At 70.5% G+C, this 15,820-nt stretch carries 13 protein-coding genes; 4 read left to right on the top strand and 9 right to left on the bottom strand.

The features are described from left to right. Positions 1-83: 83 nt before the first annotated feature. Genes NCG93_RS00815 through NCG93_RS00805 form a run of 3 tightly spaced genes read right to left on the bottom strand, consistent with a single transcriptional unit; the run spans position 84 to position 3,491 of the window. A complete protein-coding gene (locus NCG93_RS00815) occupies positions 84-1,433 on the bottom strand; it encodes a GNAT family N-acetyltransferase (protein WP_194413549.1) in 1,350 nt (449 codons plus the stop codon). Between the two features lie 52 nt (positions 1,434-1,485). Continuing rightward, the gene (locus NCG93_RS00810) at positions 1,486-2,409 is read right to left on the bottom strand and encodes a 4-(cytidine 5'-diphospho)-2-C-methyl-D-erythritol kinase (RefSeq protein WP_194413548.1); all 924 of its coding nucleotides are present in this window, start codon (positions 2,407-2,409) and stop codon (positions 1,486-1,488) included. Continuing rightward, positions 2,406-3,491 (bottom strand): aldo/keto reductase, encoded by a 1,086-nt coding sequence (locus NCG93_RS00805; RefSeq protein ID WP_194413547.1) that lies wholly within the window; start codon positions 3,489-3,491, stop codon positions 2,406-2,408. The genes NCG93_RS00810 and NCG93_RS00805 overlap by 4 nt, the downstream gene beginning before the upstream one ends. A gap of 189 nt (positions 3,492-3,680) precedes the next feature. Between NCG93_RS00805 and NCG93_RS00800 the strand changes: the two genes are divergently transcribed. Beyond that, positions 3,681-5,267: a stealth family protein gene (locus NCG93_RS00800; protein WP_194413546.1), complete on the top strand. Its 1,587-nt coding sequence runs from the start codon at positions 3,681-3,683 to the stop codon at positions 5,265-5,267. Here the strand turns inward: NCG93_RS00800 and NCG93_RS00795 are convergent. Both NCG93_RS00795 and rsmA read right to left on the bottom strand, forming a co-directional pair. Beyond that, the gene (locus NCG93_RS00795; protein WP_194413545.1) at positions 5,215-6,135 is read right to left on the bottom strand and encodes a phosphodiesterase; all 921 of its coding nucleotides are present in this window, start codon (positions 6,133-6,135) and stop codon (positions 5,215-5,217) included. The two genes, NCG93_RS00800 and NCG93_RS00795, sit on opposite strands and share 53 nt — an antisense overlap. A gap of 118 nt (positions 6,136-6,253) precedes the next feature. Beyond that, entirely contained in the window at positions 6,254-7,114 is an 861-nt protein-coding gene (gene rsmA / locus NCG93_RS00790; RefSeq protein ID WP_194413544.1) for a 16S rRNA (adenine(1518)-N(6)/adenine(1519)-N(6))-dimethyltransferase RsmA, read from the bottom strand. A gap of 135 nt (positions 7,115-7,249) precedes the next feature. Here rsmA and NCG93_RS00785 point away from each other — a divergent pair, with 135 nt between their 5' ends. Together NCG93_RS00785 and NCG93_RS00780 are read left to right on the top strand one after the other, a co-directional pair. Next, positions 7,250-8,713: a sugar porter family MFS transporter gene (locus NCG93_RS00785; protein ID WP_194413543.1), complete on the top strand. Its 1,464-nt coding sequence runs from the start codon at positions 7,250-7,252 to the stop codon at positions 8,711-8,713. Between the two features lie 53 nt (positions 8,714-8,766). Beyond that, positions 8,767-10,071 carry an MFS transporter gene (locus NCG93_RS00780; RefSeq protein WP_194413542.1) on the top strand — a complete coding sequence of 435 codons (1,305 nt, stop codon included), beginning with the start codon at positions 8,767-8,769 and terminating at the stop codon, positions 10,069-10,071. 80 nt (positions 10,072-10,151) lie between these two features. Here NCG93_RS00780 and NCG93_RS00775 read toward each other — a convergent pair whose 3' ends face one another. From NCG93_RS00775 to rsmI, 4 genes are all read right to left on the bottom strand, one after another. After that, positions 10,152-10,673: an NUDIX hydrolase gene (locus tag NCG93_RS00775; RefSeq protein WP_194413541.1), complete on the bottom strand. Its 522-nt coding sequence runs from the start codon at positions 10,671-10,673 to the stop codon at positions 10,152-10,154. 19 nt (positions 10,674-10,692) lie between these two features. Then, on the bottom strand, positions 10,693-11,625 hold the full coding sequence (locus tag NCG93_RS00770; protein WP_194413540.1) for a TatD family hydrolase: 933 nt from the start codon (positions 11,623-11,625) through the stop codon (positions 10,693-10,695). Further along, positions 11,625-13,205 (bottom strand): methionine--tRNA ligase, encoded by a 1,581-nt coding sequence (gene metG / locus NCG93_RS00765; protein WP_194413539.1) that lies wholly within the window; start codon positions 13,203-13,205, stop codon positions 11,625-11,627. Before metG ends, NCG93_RS00770 begins: the two co-directional genes overlap by 1 nt. A gap of 92 nt (positions 13,206-13,297) precedes the next feature. Then, positions 13,298-14,116 (bottom strand): 16S rRNA (cytidine(1402)-2'-O)-methyltransferase, encoded by an 819-nt coding sequence (gene rsmI / locus NCG93_RS00760; RefSeq protein ID WP_194413538.1) that lies wholly within the window; start codon positions 14,114-14,116, stop codon positions 13,298-13,300. Between the two features lie 23 nt (positions 14,117-14,139). On the opposite strand from rsmI, the gene NCG93_RS00755 reads away from it, so the two are divergent. Then, positions 14,140-15,813 (top strand): dolichyl-phosphate-mannose--protein mannosyltransferase, encoded by a 1,674-nt coding sequence (locus tag NCG93_RS00755; protein ID WP_194413537.1) that lies wholly within the window; start codon positions 14,140-14,142, stop codon positions 15,811-15,813. Positions 15,814-15,820 lie beyond the last annotated feature (7 nt).

The following is a 15,820-nucleotide window of genomic DNA, read 5'->3' as shown; positions in this document are numbered from 1 at the left end:
GGGGTTGGTCTCACCCCAGAGGATCGAACCTGCGCGCCCGCGGATGTGTTCCCCGGCGAGGGCCGCGCCCCGGCGACGCCCGATCAGTACCAGATGCTCAGCCGGGGCGCGGTGTGCCAGCCCAGCACACGAGCGGCCGCCGTGGGATCCGTCGTCTTCACGCGGCCCGCGGCGGCGAGCGTCGCCGGTGACACCGCCCCGAGGTACGTGGCCGACAGCTCGGTGATGCCGAGCGCCACCTCCACGGTCCCCGCCGGGCCGTCACCGTCGTCGAGGGGGGTCACGCGACCCACGCCGGCGTCATCGACCTCGAGCAGGTACCGGCCCGTCGAGAGGCCGATCGGGTCGGACACGTCGAGCACCAGCGTGCCCGCGGCGCCGTAGCGACGGGCCTCGAGGCAGGAGACGACATCGATGATCCGCACGTATTGGTGATCGCGTATGGCGACCTTCGCGGCGCGCTGGTCGGCGATCATCCACAGCAGAGGCTCGTCGACCGACAGCTCGCTCGCGTGCACCTCGGCCACCAGGTCGAGTTCGAGCAGGAATCGCCACAGCGCCGCGTAGGCGTCGTCGGTCTCGGCGATGAGGTAGTGGACGGTGACCGTCGCCTTGGTGAAGTCCTCGTGGTTCTCACGCACGGCGTACACCGCGGCGCCTCGCACCTCGCCCTCGGCATCCCGGTACTGCACGGCGCGCTTCTCGCCGACCTTCTCCGCGGCCGGATTCGTACCGGCGAAGCCGTCCCAGTGCGAGCCCGGCACGTCGATCTCGCCGGGGAAGCGATGCCGCACGCGCTCGTGCAGAACCGGCAGCAGTTCGCGCACGCGGTCGCGGGTCACGAAGTCGATGCGCCCGGCCGGCTCCGGGCCGATCCATGCGGCCCGCTTCGTCTCGATCTGCCACGATGCGCCCGCCACGGCGGGGGCGAATCCGTAGCGCCCGTAGAGCGGCGACTCGCTCACGGTCAGCATCGCCATCGGGATGCCGGCGGCCTGAGCCGCCCGCAGCTCCCCCTCGAGCATGGCCCGGGCGACACCGCGCCGGCGGTGGGTGGGCGCCACGGTGACGGCGGAGATCGCGCAGGACGGGATCGCCGAGCCACCGGGCACGGTGAGCTCGCCGAGCCACGACGCGATGGTCGCCACCGGCGCGTCGGCCATCGCACCGTCGGCGTCGTAGACCCCGGTGAGCCGTCGGTAGCCGCTGCGGTCGCGCGCGGCCGACACTTGCTCGTCGGTGCGCTCGCTGTCCTGGAAGCCTCGCGCCGCCGACTGCAACCAGCCGGCGAACCCGTCGTGGTCGACCGCGAGCCGACGGTAGTCGAGCCCGTTCGCGGCGAGCCGCGCGCGGGACTGCTCGTCGACGGGTCCGGCGCGGAACGCCGCGCGGTGGGACTCGTCGGCGCCGCGGGTGAGATCGAGCGTCTTCATGGGTCTTCCTCTCCATGCCCGCCCCGGGGGCGGGCTCAGGTCGGCGTGCGGGTCAGGTGATCACGCGGGCACCGGCCACCGGACCGTGCACGTGGAGTGCCTCGTATCCCGCGGCAGACAGCGTGATCTGCAGCTCGAGCGCCGACTCGGGGTCGACGGTCAGGAATGCCAGCGTAGGGCCGGACCCCGACACCAGCCCGGCGAGCGCCCCGGACTCCTCGCCGAGCTCGAGCACCTCGCGCAGCTGCGGGCGCATCGAGAGCGCGGCGATCTGCAGGTCGTTGCGGGTGTGCTCGGCGAGGGCCACCGGGTCGCCCGCGCGCAGCGCCTGCAGCACGGTGGGGTCCACTGCGGGCACACGTGCGGCGGCGATGTCGGGGCGCGCACGCAGCTCGTCGAGGTGCGCGTAGACCTCGGGCGTCGACAGCCCGGCCTTCGAGGGCACGACGACCCAGTCGAACCGGCCCTTGGCGAGGGCCGGGCTCAGCTGGTCGCCACGGCCGGTCCCGATCGCGGTTCCGCCCATCAGCGCGAACGGCACATCGGCGCCCAAGCGGGACGCGAGCTTGTGCAGTTCGGCGCCGCCCAGCTCGGCCCCCCACAGCGCGTCGCACGCGACGAGGGCGGCCGCGGCATCCGCGGAGCCACCGCCCATGCCGCCGGCGACGGGCACGTGCTTGACGATGTCGAGGTGCACGCCGCCCTCGTAGCCGATGCGCTGTGCCACGAGCCGCGCGGCCCGCACGGCGAGGTTGCGGTCGTCGGCAGGGACCCCCGCCACGTCGACGGTGCCCGAGATCGCCACGGTGAACTCGTCCGACGGGGAGGCCCAGACGTCCTCGTACAGTGACACCGCCTGGTACGCCGAGGCGACGTCGTGGTATCCGTCCTCCTGCACGCCGCCGACCTCGAAGAAGAGGTTGAGCTTGCCCGGCGCCCGCACGCGGACGCCGTCGGCGGCGAGGGCCTGAGTCACCGGTTCGCCGATTCCGCCCAGAGGTCGACGTCGATGCCGTCCGAGAGCGCATCGATGCGCTCGAGCTCCTCGGCGTCGAAGGCCGGACCGTCGAGCGCCTTGAGGTTCTCGTCGAGCTGCGCCGGACGCGACGCGCCGATCAGCGCGGACGCGACCACCGGATCACGCAGCACCCACTGGATCGCCATCTGCGCGAGCGTCTGACCGCGCTCCTTGGCGACGACGTCGAGCGAGCGGAGGGTCGAGAGGCCCTTCTCGCTGAGAGAGCCGCCCGGGAGCGACGCGCGCTGCTGCGCGCGCTCGGCCGAACCGTCGCCGAGGTACTTGTCGGTGAGCAGGCCCTGGGCGAGCGGAGTGAACGCAATGGCCCCCATGCCCTCCTGCTTCAGGACGCCGGTCAGGCCGTCCTCGATCCAGCGGTTCAGGATCGAGTACGACGGCTGATGGATCACCAGCGGCGTGCCGAGCGAGCGGGCGACGGATGCCGCGACCGCCGTGCGCTCGGCGCTGTACGACGAGATGCCCACGTAGAGCGCCTTGCCCTGACGCACGAGCGTGTCGAGCGCGGCCACAGTCTCTTCGACGGGGACGTCGGGGTCGACGCGGTGCGAGTAGAAGATGTCGACGTAGTCGACGCTCATGCGCTTCAGCGACTGCTCGGCGCTCGCGAGGAGGTACTTGCGCGCGCCGCCGTTGCCGTAGGGCCCGTGCCACATGTCGTAACCGGCCTTGGACGAGATGATGAGCTCGTCGCGGTACGGAGCGAAGTCCTCGCGCATCATGCGGCCGAAGTTCGTCTCGGCACTGCCGTAGGGCGGACCGTAGTTGTTCGCGAGATCGAAGTGGGTGATGCCGCGGTCGAACGCGTGCCGCAGCAGCGCCCGCTGATTGTCGAAGGGGATGTTGTCGCCGAAGTTCCACCAGAGGCCCAGCGAGACGGGAGGGAGGGTGAGCCCCGACGTGCCGACGCGGCGGTACCACCCCCCGGTCGCTGAGCCCGTCGAAGCGTAGCGGTCGTCGGCGGCGGCGTAGGGGCGGTGGAGGTCTCCTCCACGGGACAGGTAGCGCGCGTCTTCGGTCACCGGTCCAGGCTATCGGCGCCGCGACGGCCGCGCAGGTGACGCCTCTCGCGTGGCGCGCCTGCTCGGCGCGAGGAGGACACAGCGATGGCCGCTCTGTCAAGGGATGCGGTCGGAAACGTCTTTGTAACGGATGATGCCTAGGGTGTCAACACCGGACGGCGACACTTGGTCGCCCGCGAAGGAGGAAATATGGCCGCACTCTCGGCTCTGCCGCAGCCCGCCCGCACCTGGACGGGGCTGCTGGAGCGCGCGGACATCGCCGTCGACCGCGGCATCCTGCACCTCGTGCACGACGATGTCACGCCGGTCGAGGCCCGCACGTCGGATCTTCTGCTCGTCGCCGGCGCCCTGGAGGACGCCGGCATCACCGTGACCCTGATCCGCCACGATCGCGCGATCCCGGCGCTGGCCGTCGACGTCGACGATCGCGACGCCGCCCTGGCGGCGGTCGCCGTTCTCTGCGAGACAGAGCCCGTGTATCTCAAGTCGAAGGGGCGGCCCCCGGTGCTGGCCTCCGACGCCCCGCCGCTCGCGGCGTCACCGTTGGGCGTCCGCGTGTACCGTCCGCGGATCAGCCGGAACGGCACGCTCCGCTACACCGCCGCGCTCGGCGCCCATCTCGAGTTCTGGCGCTTCGAAGATGACATGGTCGAGGCGCCCCACGACAACGCGCTCACCCGCAGGCTCACACCCGTCGAGGACCTGTCGTACACGACGGTGGAGCGTTACGGCCGTTCGTGGCGGACGCTGGACGGCATGTTCGAGCCGCAGCCCCATGAGTTCACCGAGGACGTCGACCTCGTCTTCTCGTGGGTGGATGGTTCGTCGAGCGCCTTCCAGCGCATGCGCGCGGCGCAGATGGCCGAGTACGTGGTCGGCGACGGCGACGACAGCCCCGCACGATTCCGGCACGTCGACGAGCTGCGCTACGCGCTGCGGAGCGTCCACATGTACGCACCCTGGGTGCGGCGGATCTTCATCGCGACCGACTCGCCCGCGCCGTCATGGCTCCTCGAGCACCCCAAGGTGACGATCGTCCGCAGCGAGGAGTTCTTCGCCGACCCGTCGGTGCTGCCGACCCACAACTCCCACGCCGTCGAGGCTCAGCTGCACCGGATCCCCGGCCTCGCCGAGCACTTCCTCTACTCGAACGACGACATGTTCTTCGGCCGGCTCATGGAGCCCGAGTTGTTCTTCACCCCCGCGGGCGTGACCAAGTTCGTCGAGTGCGAGGTGCGCATCGGGTCCGGCGCTCCGGCCCTGCACCGCAGTGGTCACGACAACGGGCTCCGCGTCAACCGCGCCCTCCTCAGCGAGCGGTTCGGGCGCACCATCGTGCGCGACCTCGACCACTGCGCGACCCCGTTGCGCAAGAGCGTCATGGCAGAGCTCGAGGAAGCCTTCCCGGACGACTTCGCCCGGACCGCGGCATCCCGTTTCCGCTCCGCCAGCGACATCTCGGTCACCAACAGCCTCTACCACTACTACGCGCTGATGACGGGGCGGGCGGTGGCGACGCGGGAGCCGCGCGTGCGCTACGCGCAGACCACGATGGCATCGGGTCTTCGGCGCATGCAGCGTCTCGCCGAGCGCACCGACGTCGACATGTTCTGCCTCAACGACGGCGGCAATGCCGAGGTGCCCGAGGACGTTCGGGTGCGGAGCCTGCGGGATTCTCTCGAGCGGATGTTCCCGGTGCGGGCGCCATGGGAGCGTGCCGAACTCAGCGCAGCAGAGGAATCGGCTCGGTCGGCGCATCCCTCCGCACGGCGGTGACCGGCGCCACGTCGGCCAGGCGCAGTCGCCGCTGCGCCTCGTCGGCGTCGATGTGCTCGAGTGTCCGCGGGGCGTCCACGGGCACGACCGAGTGCACCACGGTGTCGTCGTAGACGTGCACGAGGTTGAACGCCTGCGCGCCGTCCTGCGGCCGCGTTCCCCCGACCGGCACGGTGAGATCCTGCGCGTAGCAGGTCGATGACGCCACTGACACGGGGATGCCGGCGAACGTCGCGAACGTCGAGTAGTGCAGGTGACCCGCGATGATCGCGCGGACGTCCGTGCCGCGCAGCACGGACGCCAGCCGCGACTGGTCGCGCAGTTCGACGCTCGCGGCGAGCGGCAGCACCGCCGGAACCGGAGGGTGGTGCATGGCGAGGATCGTACCGAGCGGCGCCGGCGTCGCCAGCACATCGTCCAGCCACGCCAGCTGCTCGTCGCGCAGCTCGCCGTAGTGGTGCCCGGGGACGCTCGTGTCGAGGGTGACGACGCGGAGGCCGTCGAGCTCGTCGACCCGGTCGACGGGACGCAGATCGGATGCCTCGTCCAGCAGCTCGGTGCGGAACGCCTGCCGATCGTCGTGGTTGCCCATCACCCACAGCACGCGTGCGCCGATGCGCGCGGCGAACGGCTCGACGAGCGCGCGCAGGTCGGCGTACGCACCGCTCTCGCCGAGGTCGACGAGGTCGCCCGTGAAGACGACGGCGTCGGGGCGGATGCCCGATTCCTCGATGACCTCGAGCGCTCGCGCGAGCTGGGCGGCACCGTCGAGGGCGCCGAACAGGCGCGGCGTCGACGCCGCCCGCAGGTGGGTGTCGCTGATGTGCAGCAAGATGCGTTCAGGGGCCGGATACTCGGCGGGTCGCATGTCGATTCACTCCGGTCCGCCGCGAGGCGAGCTGCCCGTGTAACGGGACGGCAGACGCAGAAATGTTACCGGCATGTTTCGGCGTCCCCGGACACCACACGGTGAACAATCACTGAATTCACACGGCGAGGGCGTCTCCGGCTGCCTGCGCGATGCGCACGAAATCGTCGATCGAGAGATCTTCGCCGCGCGCGGTGGGCGCCACGCCGGCGCTTTCCAGCACCGCAGACGCCGCGGCCGCCGTGCCGCCGAGAACACCCGAGGTGGCTTGGCGGAGCATCTTCCGCCGCTGCTGGAAGGCCGCGTCCACGATGCCGAACGTCCGCCGTCGCAGCGCCTCGTCGCCGCGCGGCTCGGCGTCGCGGCGGAATCCGACCAGCACGCTGTCGACATTGGGGACCGGCCAGAACACCTGACGCGAAACGGTGCCGGCGAGCCGCCACGGGCCGTACCACGCGGCCTTCACACTGGGCGCGCCGTACACCTTCGATCCGGGCGGCGCGGCGAGGCGCTCCCCCACCTCGGCCTGCACCATCACGACCCCGCGTTCGAGATCCGGGAACGTCTCGAGGAAGTGCAGCAGCACGGGCACGCTCACGTTGTAGGGCAGATTCGCCACCAGAACGGTGGGGTCGCCGGGCAGCTCGGTCACGCGCAGCGCATCGGCGTCCACCACAGTGAGGGCGTCGGCGGCGACGCCGTGGGCGGCCGCGGTCGCGGGCAGACGGGCTGCGAGGCGGTGGTCGATCTCGACGGCGGTGACGGATGCCCCGGCCTCGAGGATCGCGAGAGTCAGCGATCCGAGTCCCGGCCCCACCTCGACCACGCGGTCGCCCGGAGCCACTTCGGCGACGCTCACGATCTTGCGGACGCTGTTGGCGTCGACGACGAAGTTCTGCCCGAGCTTCTTGGTCGGCGTCACGTCGAGTTCGGCGGCGAGGGCACGGATCTCGGCCGCGCCGAGGAGTGTCACGGGCATGCGTTCACTGTACGGCGTGCGGTTGCGTAATCCCGGACCGTCCGAGCCTCGCTCACCGGGGGACGATTGTTTAGCATACTTTCGGAGGCGGCGAGGGGTCTCGCCCCTGCGCCGCCGGGCGGCTAGCGTACGACCATGAGTTCGACCGGATCGATTCCTGCAGACGCGTTCTCTCTCCGCAGCCCCTTCGGGCGCCGCGCGATCGGCCTCTCGGTCGCCGCCGCCGTCGGCGGCTTCCTGTTCGGCTTCGACTCGTCGGTGATCAACGGCGCTGTCGACTCCATCTCCCAGGACTTCGCGCTCAACGACGTCATCACCGGCTTCGTGGTAGCGATCGCGCTGCTCGGCTGCGCGGTCGGCGCGATCATCGCCGGCAACCTGTCAGACCGCTGGGGACGGCTGCGCGTCATGTTCCTCGGCGCGATCATGTTCTTCGTCAGCTCGGTCGGCGCCGGCCTCGCCTTCTCCGCATGGGACCTGGCGCTCTGGCGTGTCATCGGCGGTCTGGGCATCGGGATCGCGTCCGTGGTCGCCCCGGCCTACATCGCGGAGATCGCCCCGCGGCAGATCCGCGGCGGGCTCGCCTCACTGCAGCAGCTCGCGATCACGCTCGGTATCTTCGCGGCCCTGCTGTCGGACGCCCTCCTCGCGAACACGGCGGGCGGTGCCGACAACGTGCTGTGGTTCGGCCTCGAAGCCTGGCGCTGGATGTTCCTCGTCGGCGTGATCCCGTCGGCCGTGTACGGCATCCTCTCGTTCACCCTGCCCGAGTCGCCGCGCTACCTCATCGCCAAGGGCCGGTACGCCGAGGCGAAGGAGATCTTCTCGCGGCTGGTGCCCGCTGCCGACCTGGACCACACCATCCGCGACCTGCAGACCGCGATCGAGACCGACCGCAAGAACGAGGGCGTGTCGCTGCGAGGACCGGTGCTCGGTCTTCAGCGCATCGTCTGGGTGGGCATCATCCTGTCGGTGTTCCAGCAGTTCGTGGGCATCAACGTGATCTTCTACTACTCGACGAGTCTCTGGCAGTCCGTCGGCTTCGACGAGAGCGATTCGTTCACCATCAGCGTCGTGACCTCCATCACGAACGTCCTGGTGACCCTCATCGCGATCTTCCTCGTCGACCGCGTGGGCCGGAAGCCCATCCTGCTCACCGGATCGGTGATGATGGCGCTGTCGCTCGGCCTGATGGCGATCTCGTTCGTGTTCTCCGAGACCGACGCCGAGGGCGCCGTCACGCTGCCGGCTCCGTGGGGTCCGATCGCACTCATCGCGGCGAACGTGTTCGTCGTCGGGTTCGGCGCATCGTGGGGACCCCTCGTATGGGTCCTGCTCGGCGAGATCTTCCCGAGCCGGATCCGCGGCAAGGCGCTCGGTGTCGCCGCCGGGGCACAGTGGATCGCCAACTTCCTCATCACGATCTCGTTCCCCGCGATGTCGTCGTGGTCGCTGCCGCTCACCTACGGCATGTACGCCGTGTTCGCCGCCCTGTCGTTCTTCTACGTGCTCTTTCGGATCCCCGAGACGAAGGGCATGGACATCGAGCAGACCGAGACGCTGTTCACGCACAAAGGGGCGGCGGCGCCGACGAGCTGACGGCGGTGCGGGACGGCGGCTGCGGCATCCGTCACTCCCTCTAGGATGAACGGATGCCCTCGCTCGGCGAACTGATCGCACCACGCCGCCTGGGCCCCGATTTCCGCTGGCTGCTGGCGTCGTCGTGGACGAGCAACCTCGGCGACGGCATCGCCCTCGCCGCGGCGCCGCTGCTCATCGCGTCGCTCACGTCGTCCCCCGTGCTCGTCGCGGCGGGCGCCATGATGCAGTTCCTGCCGTGGCTGCTGTTCGGCCTGCTCGCGGGCGCGGTCGCCGACCACCACGACCGCCGGCGGCTGGTGATGCTCGCCAACGGACTGCGGGCGCTGGTCGTGCTCGCGCTCGTGGTCTTCCTGCTCACCGGTCAGGCCACCGTCTGGCTGGTGCTGGTGACGAGCTTCCTCTACGGCACCGCCGAGGTGTTCGCGGACTCCGCCGGCAGCACGCTGCTGCCGATGCTCGTGAAGCCCGCCGACCTCGGGATCGGCAATGCGCGCATGCAGGCCGGCTATCTGGTGGCGAACCAGCTCGCCGGCCCGCCGCTCGGCGCCTTCCTGTTCGCGCTCGGCTCGTTCTGGCCGTTCGTGCTGCAGGTGGTCTGCGTGACGCTCGCCGTGCTGCTCATCTCCCGCATCGCAGACACTCCCCTCCCCGAGCAGGCCGGATCGGCGCGCGGGACGAAGGCGCACGCCATCCGCGAGGGCCTGCACTGGCTGCGGCACAACGCACCGGTGCGCACGCTCGTCATCATCATCCTGGTCTTCAACGTCACGTGGGCGGCGCCGTGGGGTGTCCTCGTGCTGTACGCGACCGAGCACCTCGGCATGGGTCCCGTCGGCTACGGCGCGCTGACCACCGCGTCGGCGCTCGGCGGCATGATCGCCATTTTCAGCTTCGGCTGGCTCGAGAAGCACGTGTCGTTCTCGACCCTGATGCGGGTGTGCCTGTCGCTCGAGGTGCTGATGCACCTGTCGTTCGCTCTGACGAGCTCTCCGGCGGTGGCCTTCGTGATCATGTTCGGGTTCGGCCTGTACGCGTTCGTGTGGGGCACGATCTCGACGACGGTGCGCCAGCGACTCGTGCCCATGGAGCTGCAGGGGCGCATCGCGTCCGTCAACATGGTCGGAGTCTTCGGCGGTCTCGTCATCGGCCAGTTCATCGGCGGCGTCCTCGCCCAGCTCTTCGGCCTGACCGCGCCGTGGTGGTTCGCGTTCGCGGGGTCGGCGATCACGCTGCTGCTGGTGTGGCGCCCGATCTCGCACATCGCGGCCGCGAAGCCCGTGCTCGACGAGAAGTCGGCGGACGACGTCGCCGGCGAGGACGAGCCGGGTGCCGGCGGACTGCCGCTGCCCGACTGATGCGCATGCCGGCGCGGCTCATCGGCTCGCCTGCGCGTCGTCGTGTCGTCACCTGAGCCGACGCGCGGCGGATCAGCCGACTACGCGCCTCGGGACGCGACGAGCTCGCCGAGGCGTGGACCGAACCGCTCCAGTCGCGGCACCCACGGCGCTGCCATCTCGCCCGCCGCGGCGCGGCGGAGCGCCTCCGGGAAGGTGACCCAGGCGCTCTCGCACACCTCTTCCGGGTCCAGCGTCAGCGCGGGGTCCCCTGACACGGCCGCGACGTAGAGGTCGAACAGGGCAGTCCTCTCGGCGAGCCGGCCGACGAGCACGATGTCGTCGGCACCGACCCGGACCCCGGCCTCTTCGGCGAGCTCCCGCACCGCGGCCTGGGCGCTCGTCTCGCCGGAGAGGGCGCTGCCCGCGGGGAACTCCCAGTCCAGCGGGAAGTCCTTGGTGGCCGCGCGCCGCGTCATGAGCACGAGCCCGTCGCCGCGCGCGACGCACACCGACGCCACGACGTGGAACATCCCCTCCGGGAAGTCCGGGTCGCCACGACGGTGCGTGCGCCCGGCAGGGATGCCGTCGGCATCCGTCAGGTCCCACAGCTCGCCGTCCACCGCTCCCCCCGAACGCCCGTCAGTCCTCGAACGAGCCGTACGCCGCGAGGCTGTTGGCCGCCAGCTGCGCGCAGAACCCGTCGAGGTCGACGCCGAGCTCGGCGGCCATGAACCGCACCGTCACGGGGATCAGGTACGGCGCGTTGGGACGGCCGCGGTGCGGGATGGGGGTGAGGAACGGGGCATCCGTCTCGACCAGGATCCGCTCGCGGGGCGTCACTGCGAGGGCGTCGCGAAGGTTCTGGGCGTTCTTGAACGTGACGTTCCCGGCGAACGACAGGTAGTAGCCGCGCTCCGCAGCGATGCGCGCCATGGCGTCGTCGCCGGAGAAGCAGTGGAAGACCGTGCGCTCAGGGGCACCGACCCGCTCCAGGGTCTCGAGCACGGCGTCGTGGGCGTCGCGGTCGTGGATCTGCATCGCGATGCCGTGCTTCTTCGCGAGCGCGATGTGCGCCTCGAAGCTCTCGAATTGCGCGGGCCGTCCCTCTTCGCCGGTGCGGAAGAAGTCGAGCCCGGTCTCGCCGATCGCCCGCACACGCGGCTGCGCCGCCAGCTCGTCGATGACCGCGATCGCCTCGTCGAGACGGCCCGCGTCCTTGTACGCGGGCGCCTCGTTGGGATGGATGGCCACGGCCGCCAGCACGCGGGGATGGGATGCCGCGGCCCACGCCGACCACCGGCTCGAGTCGATGTCGCCACCCGCCTGCACGACGCCGACGACGCCGACCGCCGCCGCCCGCTCGAGCTGCTCGTCGAGCGACAGGCCCCCGGCGCCTGAGCCTGTCGAAGGGCCGTCCTCGATCTCGAGGTGGGAGTGGTTGTCGTACACCGGCACCGCGAGGGGCTCGGGCGCCACGGGATACGTGACGTCGCGCGAGCCCTTCTCGCGGGTGCGGACGTACTGCGAGGGGTCGGAGCCTCCCGCGGGGTACGCGACGGGGGGCGTCGCCATCAGACCGACTGCTCGACGCGCGGGAACAGCGGCGCCAGGCCGTTGACGGAGGTGCCGGGCTTGAGCACACCCCACCCGCCCGCCTCACGCAGCGGCTGGTCCTGCAGGCGACCGAGCGACTCCGCCGCGCCCAGCGCGATCCAGAGCTTCTCGGTCGACTCCGGCATCACCGGCGACAGCAGCACGGCCAGCGCGCGGAGGCCTTCGGCCGCCGTATAGAGCACGGTGCCGAGGCGCTCCCGCTGCGAGTCGTCCTTGGCGAGCGCCCACGGTTCGTTCTCGGTGATGTACAGGTTCAGCGCGTCGACGATCGTCCAGACCGAGCTGATGGCCTCGTCGATCCGGAAGCGGTCGATCGCGGCATCGGCGGCGGCCGCGGCATCCGCCACTGTGGTCTGGATGTGCAGATCCGCCGCAGTGTATTCGGCGGGCGGCGGCACGACGCCCTCGAAGTAGCGCTCGACCATGGCGGTCGTGCGCGACGCGAGGTTGCCGAAGCCGTTGGCGAGCTCGGCCTGGTAGCGCGCCGACAGATCCTCCCACGAGAACGAGCCGTCCTGGCCGAACGCGATCGCCGACAGGAAGTAGAACCGATAGGCGTCCGAGCCGAAGACGTCGGTGATCTCGGTCGGGGCGATGCCGGTGAGCTTCGACTTCGACATCTTCTCGCCGCCGACGAGCAGCCAGCCGTGCGCGAAGACGCCGCGGGGCACCTCGAGTCCGGCGGCCATCAGCATCGCGGGCCAGATGACGGCGTGGAAGCGCAGGATGTCCTTGCCGACGATGTGGTACGCCGGCCAGCGCCGTGCGAACTCCTCGGGGTCCGTTCCGTACCCGATCGCCGTGGCGTAGTTGAGGAGTGCGTCGACCCAGACGTAGATCACGTGCGACTCGTCCCACGGCAGCGGGATGCCCCAGTCGAAGGCGGAGCGCGAGATCGACAGGTCCTTCAGCCCGTTCTTCACGAACGAGACCACCTCGTTGCGCGCCGACTCGGGGCGCACGAAGTCGGGCACGCTCGAGTACAGCTCGAGGAGCCGGTCCTGGAACTCGCTGAGCTTGAAGAAGTAGTTCTTCTCCTGCAGCAGCTCCAGGGGCTTCGAATGGATGGCGCAGACCTTGAGGCCCTCGAACGCGCCGGTGCCGTCGACGATCTCGGACTCGGGCTTGAACTCCTCGCAGCCCACGCAGTACAGCGCCTCGTACTCGCCGGCGTAGATGTAGCCGCGGTCGTAGATCGCCTGCACGAACTGCTGCACCCGCTCCTCGTGGCGCTGCTGCGTCGTGCGGATGAAGTCGTCGTTGGCGACATCCAGCGTCTTCAGCAGCGGGAACCACGCCTCGGTGACGAGCTTGTCGACCCACTCCTGCGGCGTCACGCCGTTCGCCGACGCGGCGCGCATCATCTTCTGGCCGTGCTCGTCGGTGCCCGTCAGCATCCAGGTGTCGTCGCCCGCCTGGCGATGCCAGCGCGCGAGGGTGTCGACCGCCACGGTGGTGTAGCCGTGGCCGATGTGGGGCACGTCGCTCGGATAGTAGATCGGCGTCGTGATGTAGAAGGACGAGGGGCCGGAAGTCACCCGACGAGTCTAGTTCGACGGGATGCCGCCGCCGCCGCTGTGACCGCACGCCGCCCGGGACGCCCCCAAATGGGCGGGAACGTAACAGTCGGCTATGCCCGAGCCGCCAGTGCGGCCTGATACAGCTCCCGGCTGGAGTGTCCGGTGAGCGCGGAGACCTCGGTTGCGGCATCCTTCAGACGGGTCCCGCCGCGGACGAGCTCGAGCACCTGGGTCACCGCGTCGGGGAAGGCGACGGCGCGCGCGGCGGCGCCTTCGACGACGATCACCAGTTCGCCGCGCACGCCCGCCTCCGCCCAGGCGACGAGTTCGGCGAGCGAGCCTCGCGCCACCTCCTCGTGGAGCTTCGTGAGCTCACGGCAGACTGCCGCGCGGCGGTCGTCGCCGAACGCGGTCGCCATGGCGGCCAGGGTCGCAGCCGCACGCGAGGGGGCTTCGAAGAAGACCATGGTGCGCGGCTCGGATGCGAGGGCGCGGAAGGCCGCCGCCCGCTCCCCCGGCTTGCGCGGCGCGAAGCCTTCGAACGTGAAGCGGTCGGTCGGCAGCCCCGACACCGCGAGCGCGGTGAGGACGGCGCTCGGTCCGGGGATCGCGGTCACCGCCACGCCTGCGGCCGCCGCGGCCGCCACCAGCCCGTAGCCGGGGTCACTGACGGTGGGCATGCCGGCGTCGCTCAGGACGAGCACGTCCTGCTCGCGGGCGAGCTCGACGAGCTCGGGCGCCCGCTCCTTCTCGTTGTGGTCGTGCAGGGCGATCAGCCGCGGACGGTTCGAGATGCCGAGCGCAGCCAGCAGGCGCTGCGTCGTGCGGGTGTCCTCGGCGGCGACGACGGTCGCCGCCGAGAGGGCCTCGACCAGGCGGCGGGACGCGTCCCCCAGGTTTCCGATGGGGGTCGCCGCGAGGATGATCACGCCCTCAGCCTAGACTTGGCCCCGTGACGCATGCCCCGCGGCCCACTGTCGAGCAGCCCGGCGCCGACCAGCACGGCGCCGACCAGCCCGGTGCCGACCAGCACAATGCCGACCAGCACACTGACGACCAGCACCGTGCCGACCAGCCCGCCGCGCCGCTCCTCCCCCCGGCACGACCGAGCCTGTACGACCGCTTCGCACGCCGCCTGAGCGGGGATGCCCGCGCCCGCCGGCTCTACGCCTGGCTCGGGCCGGCGATCGTCCTGCTCATCGCCGCCCTGCTGCGCCTGTGGAACCTCGCCGCGGCGCACGACCTGATGAACCAGTTCGACGAGACCTACTACGTCAAGGACGCCTGGTCGATGCTGCATCTCGGGTACGAGGGCTCGTGGCCGTCGAACGGCAACGAGAGCTTCCTGTCGGGCGACCCGAACGTCTTCACGTCGAACCCGTCGTTCGTGGTGCATCCGCCGCTCGGCAAGTGGATCATCGCGCTGGGCATGATGGTGCTCGGACCCGAGTCCGGGTGGGGCTGGCGCATCACCACGGCACTCCTCGGCATCGCCTCGGTGCTGTTGCTCATGCTGATCGCGAAGCGCCTGACGAGGTCGACGACCTTCGCGGTGGTCGCCGGGCTCCTCATGGCGGTGGACGGTCTCGCGATCTCGATGAGCCGCGTCGCGCTGCTCGACACATCGCTCACCTTCTTCGTGCTGCTCGCGTTCCTCTTCGTGCTGCGCGATCGCGAGCGCACGATGACGCGCATCGCCGAGACCGTCGCTGCGCGGTACGACGGCGAGGAGCCGCCGTCCTGGGGTCCGGTGCTCTGGAACCGCCCGTGGCTGATCGCGGCGGGCGCGGCGCTCGGCGCGGCCAGCGCGGTGAAGTGGTCGGGCGCGTGGGTGCTCGCGGGGCTCGGCGTCTATCTCGTGGTGACCGATGCGCTCGCGCGTCGACGGGCGGGTGTGCTGTTCTGGCCGACGGATGCCGTGCGGCAGGGTCTCGTGACGTTCGTGCTGTTCGTGCCCGTCGCGGTGCTGGTGTATCTGGCGTCGTGGACCGGCTGGCTCGTCACCGATGGCGGTTACGACCGCCACGCCGGCAGCAATCCGCTCGAGAGCCTGTGGCTCTACCACCAGGCGATGTACACCTCGACGGCCGGCATCACCTCGGGGCATGCGTATGCCAGTCCGGCGTGGCAGTGGCCGCTGCTGATCCGGCCGACCGGGGTGTACTACCACCACGACGCGTACGGCGTGAACGGGTGCACCGTCCCCAACGGGTGCAGCGAGGTCATCTCGACCATGCCCAACCCGCTGATCTGGTACGCCGGGGTGGCTGCGGTCCTCTATCTGGCGTACCGATTCGTGGTCGTCCGCGACTGGCGCTACGCGCTCGTGCTCACCGGCGTCGCGGTCACGTACACGCCGTGGCTGTTCCTGCCCGCGCGCACGGTGTTCCAGTTCTATACGGTGCTGATCCTGCCCTTCATGCTGCTGGCGCTCACCTTCGCGCTCAAGGACATCGCGGGGCCACCCGCCGCGGACACCTACCGCCGTCTGACGGGTCAGCGCCTGGTGCTGGTGTTCCTCGGGGTCGCGCTCGCGCTGTCCGTGTTCTGGTACCCGGTGATCTCGGCGGTGAATGTGCCCTACGACTTCTGGCACATCCACATGTGGCTCAACAGCTGGGTCTGAGGCGATC

Source organism: Microbacterium yannicii (assembly GCF_024055635.1).
GTDB classification, from domain to species: Bacteria; Actinomycetota; Actinomycetes; order Actinomycetales; family Microbacteriaceae; genus Microbacterium; species Microbacterium yannicii.
Note: the sequence above shows the minus strand (reverse complement) of the source record. Positions and strands in the feature narration are given on the sequence as shown.

Coding starts and splice junctions, on each gene's coding strand:
- NCG93_RS00815 (WP_194413549.1), bottom strand. CDS start 1,433: ATGAAGACGCTCGATCTCACCCGCGGCGCCGACGAGTCCCACCGCGCG.
- rsmA (WP_194413544.1), bottom strand. CDS start 7,114: ATGCCCGTGACACTCCTCGGCGCGGCCGAGATCCGTGCCCTCGCCGCC.
- NCG93_RS00800 (WP_194413546.1), top strand. CDS start 3,681: ATGGCCGCACTCTCGGCTCTGCCGCAGCCCGCCCGCACCTGGACGGGG.
- NCG93_RS00785 (WP_194413543.1), top strand. CDS start 7,250: ATGAGTTCGACCGGATCGATTCCTGCAGACGCGTTCTCTCTCCGCAGC.
- NCG93_RS00780 (WP_194413542.1), top strand. CDS start 8,767: ATGCCCTCGCTCGGCGAACTGATCGCACCACGCCGCCTGGGCCCCGAT.
- NCG93_RS00770 (WP_194413540.1), bottom strand. CDS start 11,625: ATGGCGACGCCCCCCGTCGCGTACCCCGCGGGAGGCTCCGACCCCTCG.
- NCG93_RS00795 (WP_194413545.1), bottom strand. CDS start 6,135: ATGCGACCCGCCGAGTATCCGGCCCCTGAACGCATCTTGCTGCACATC.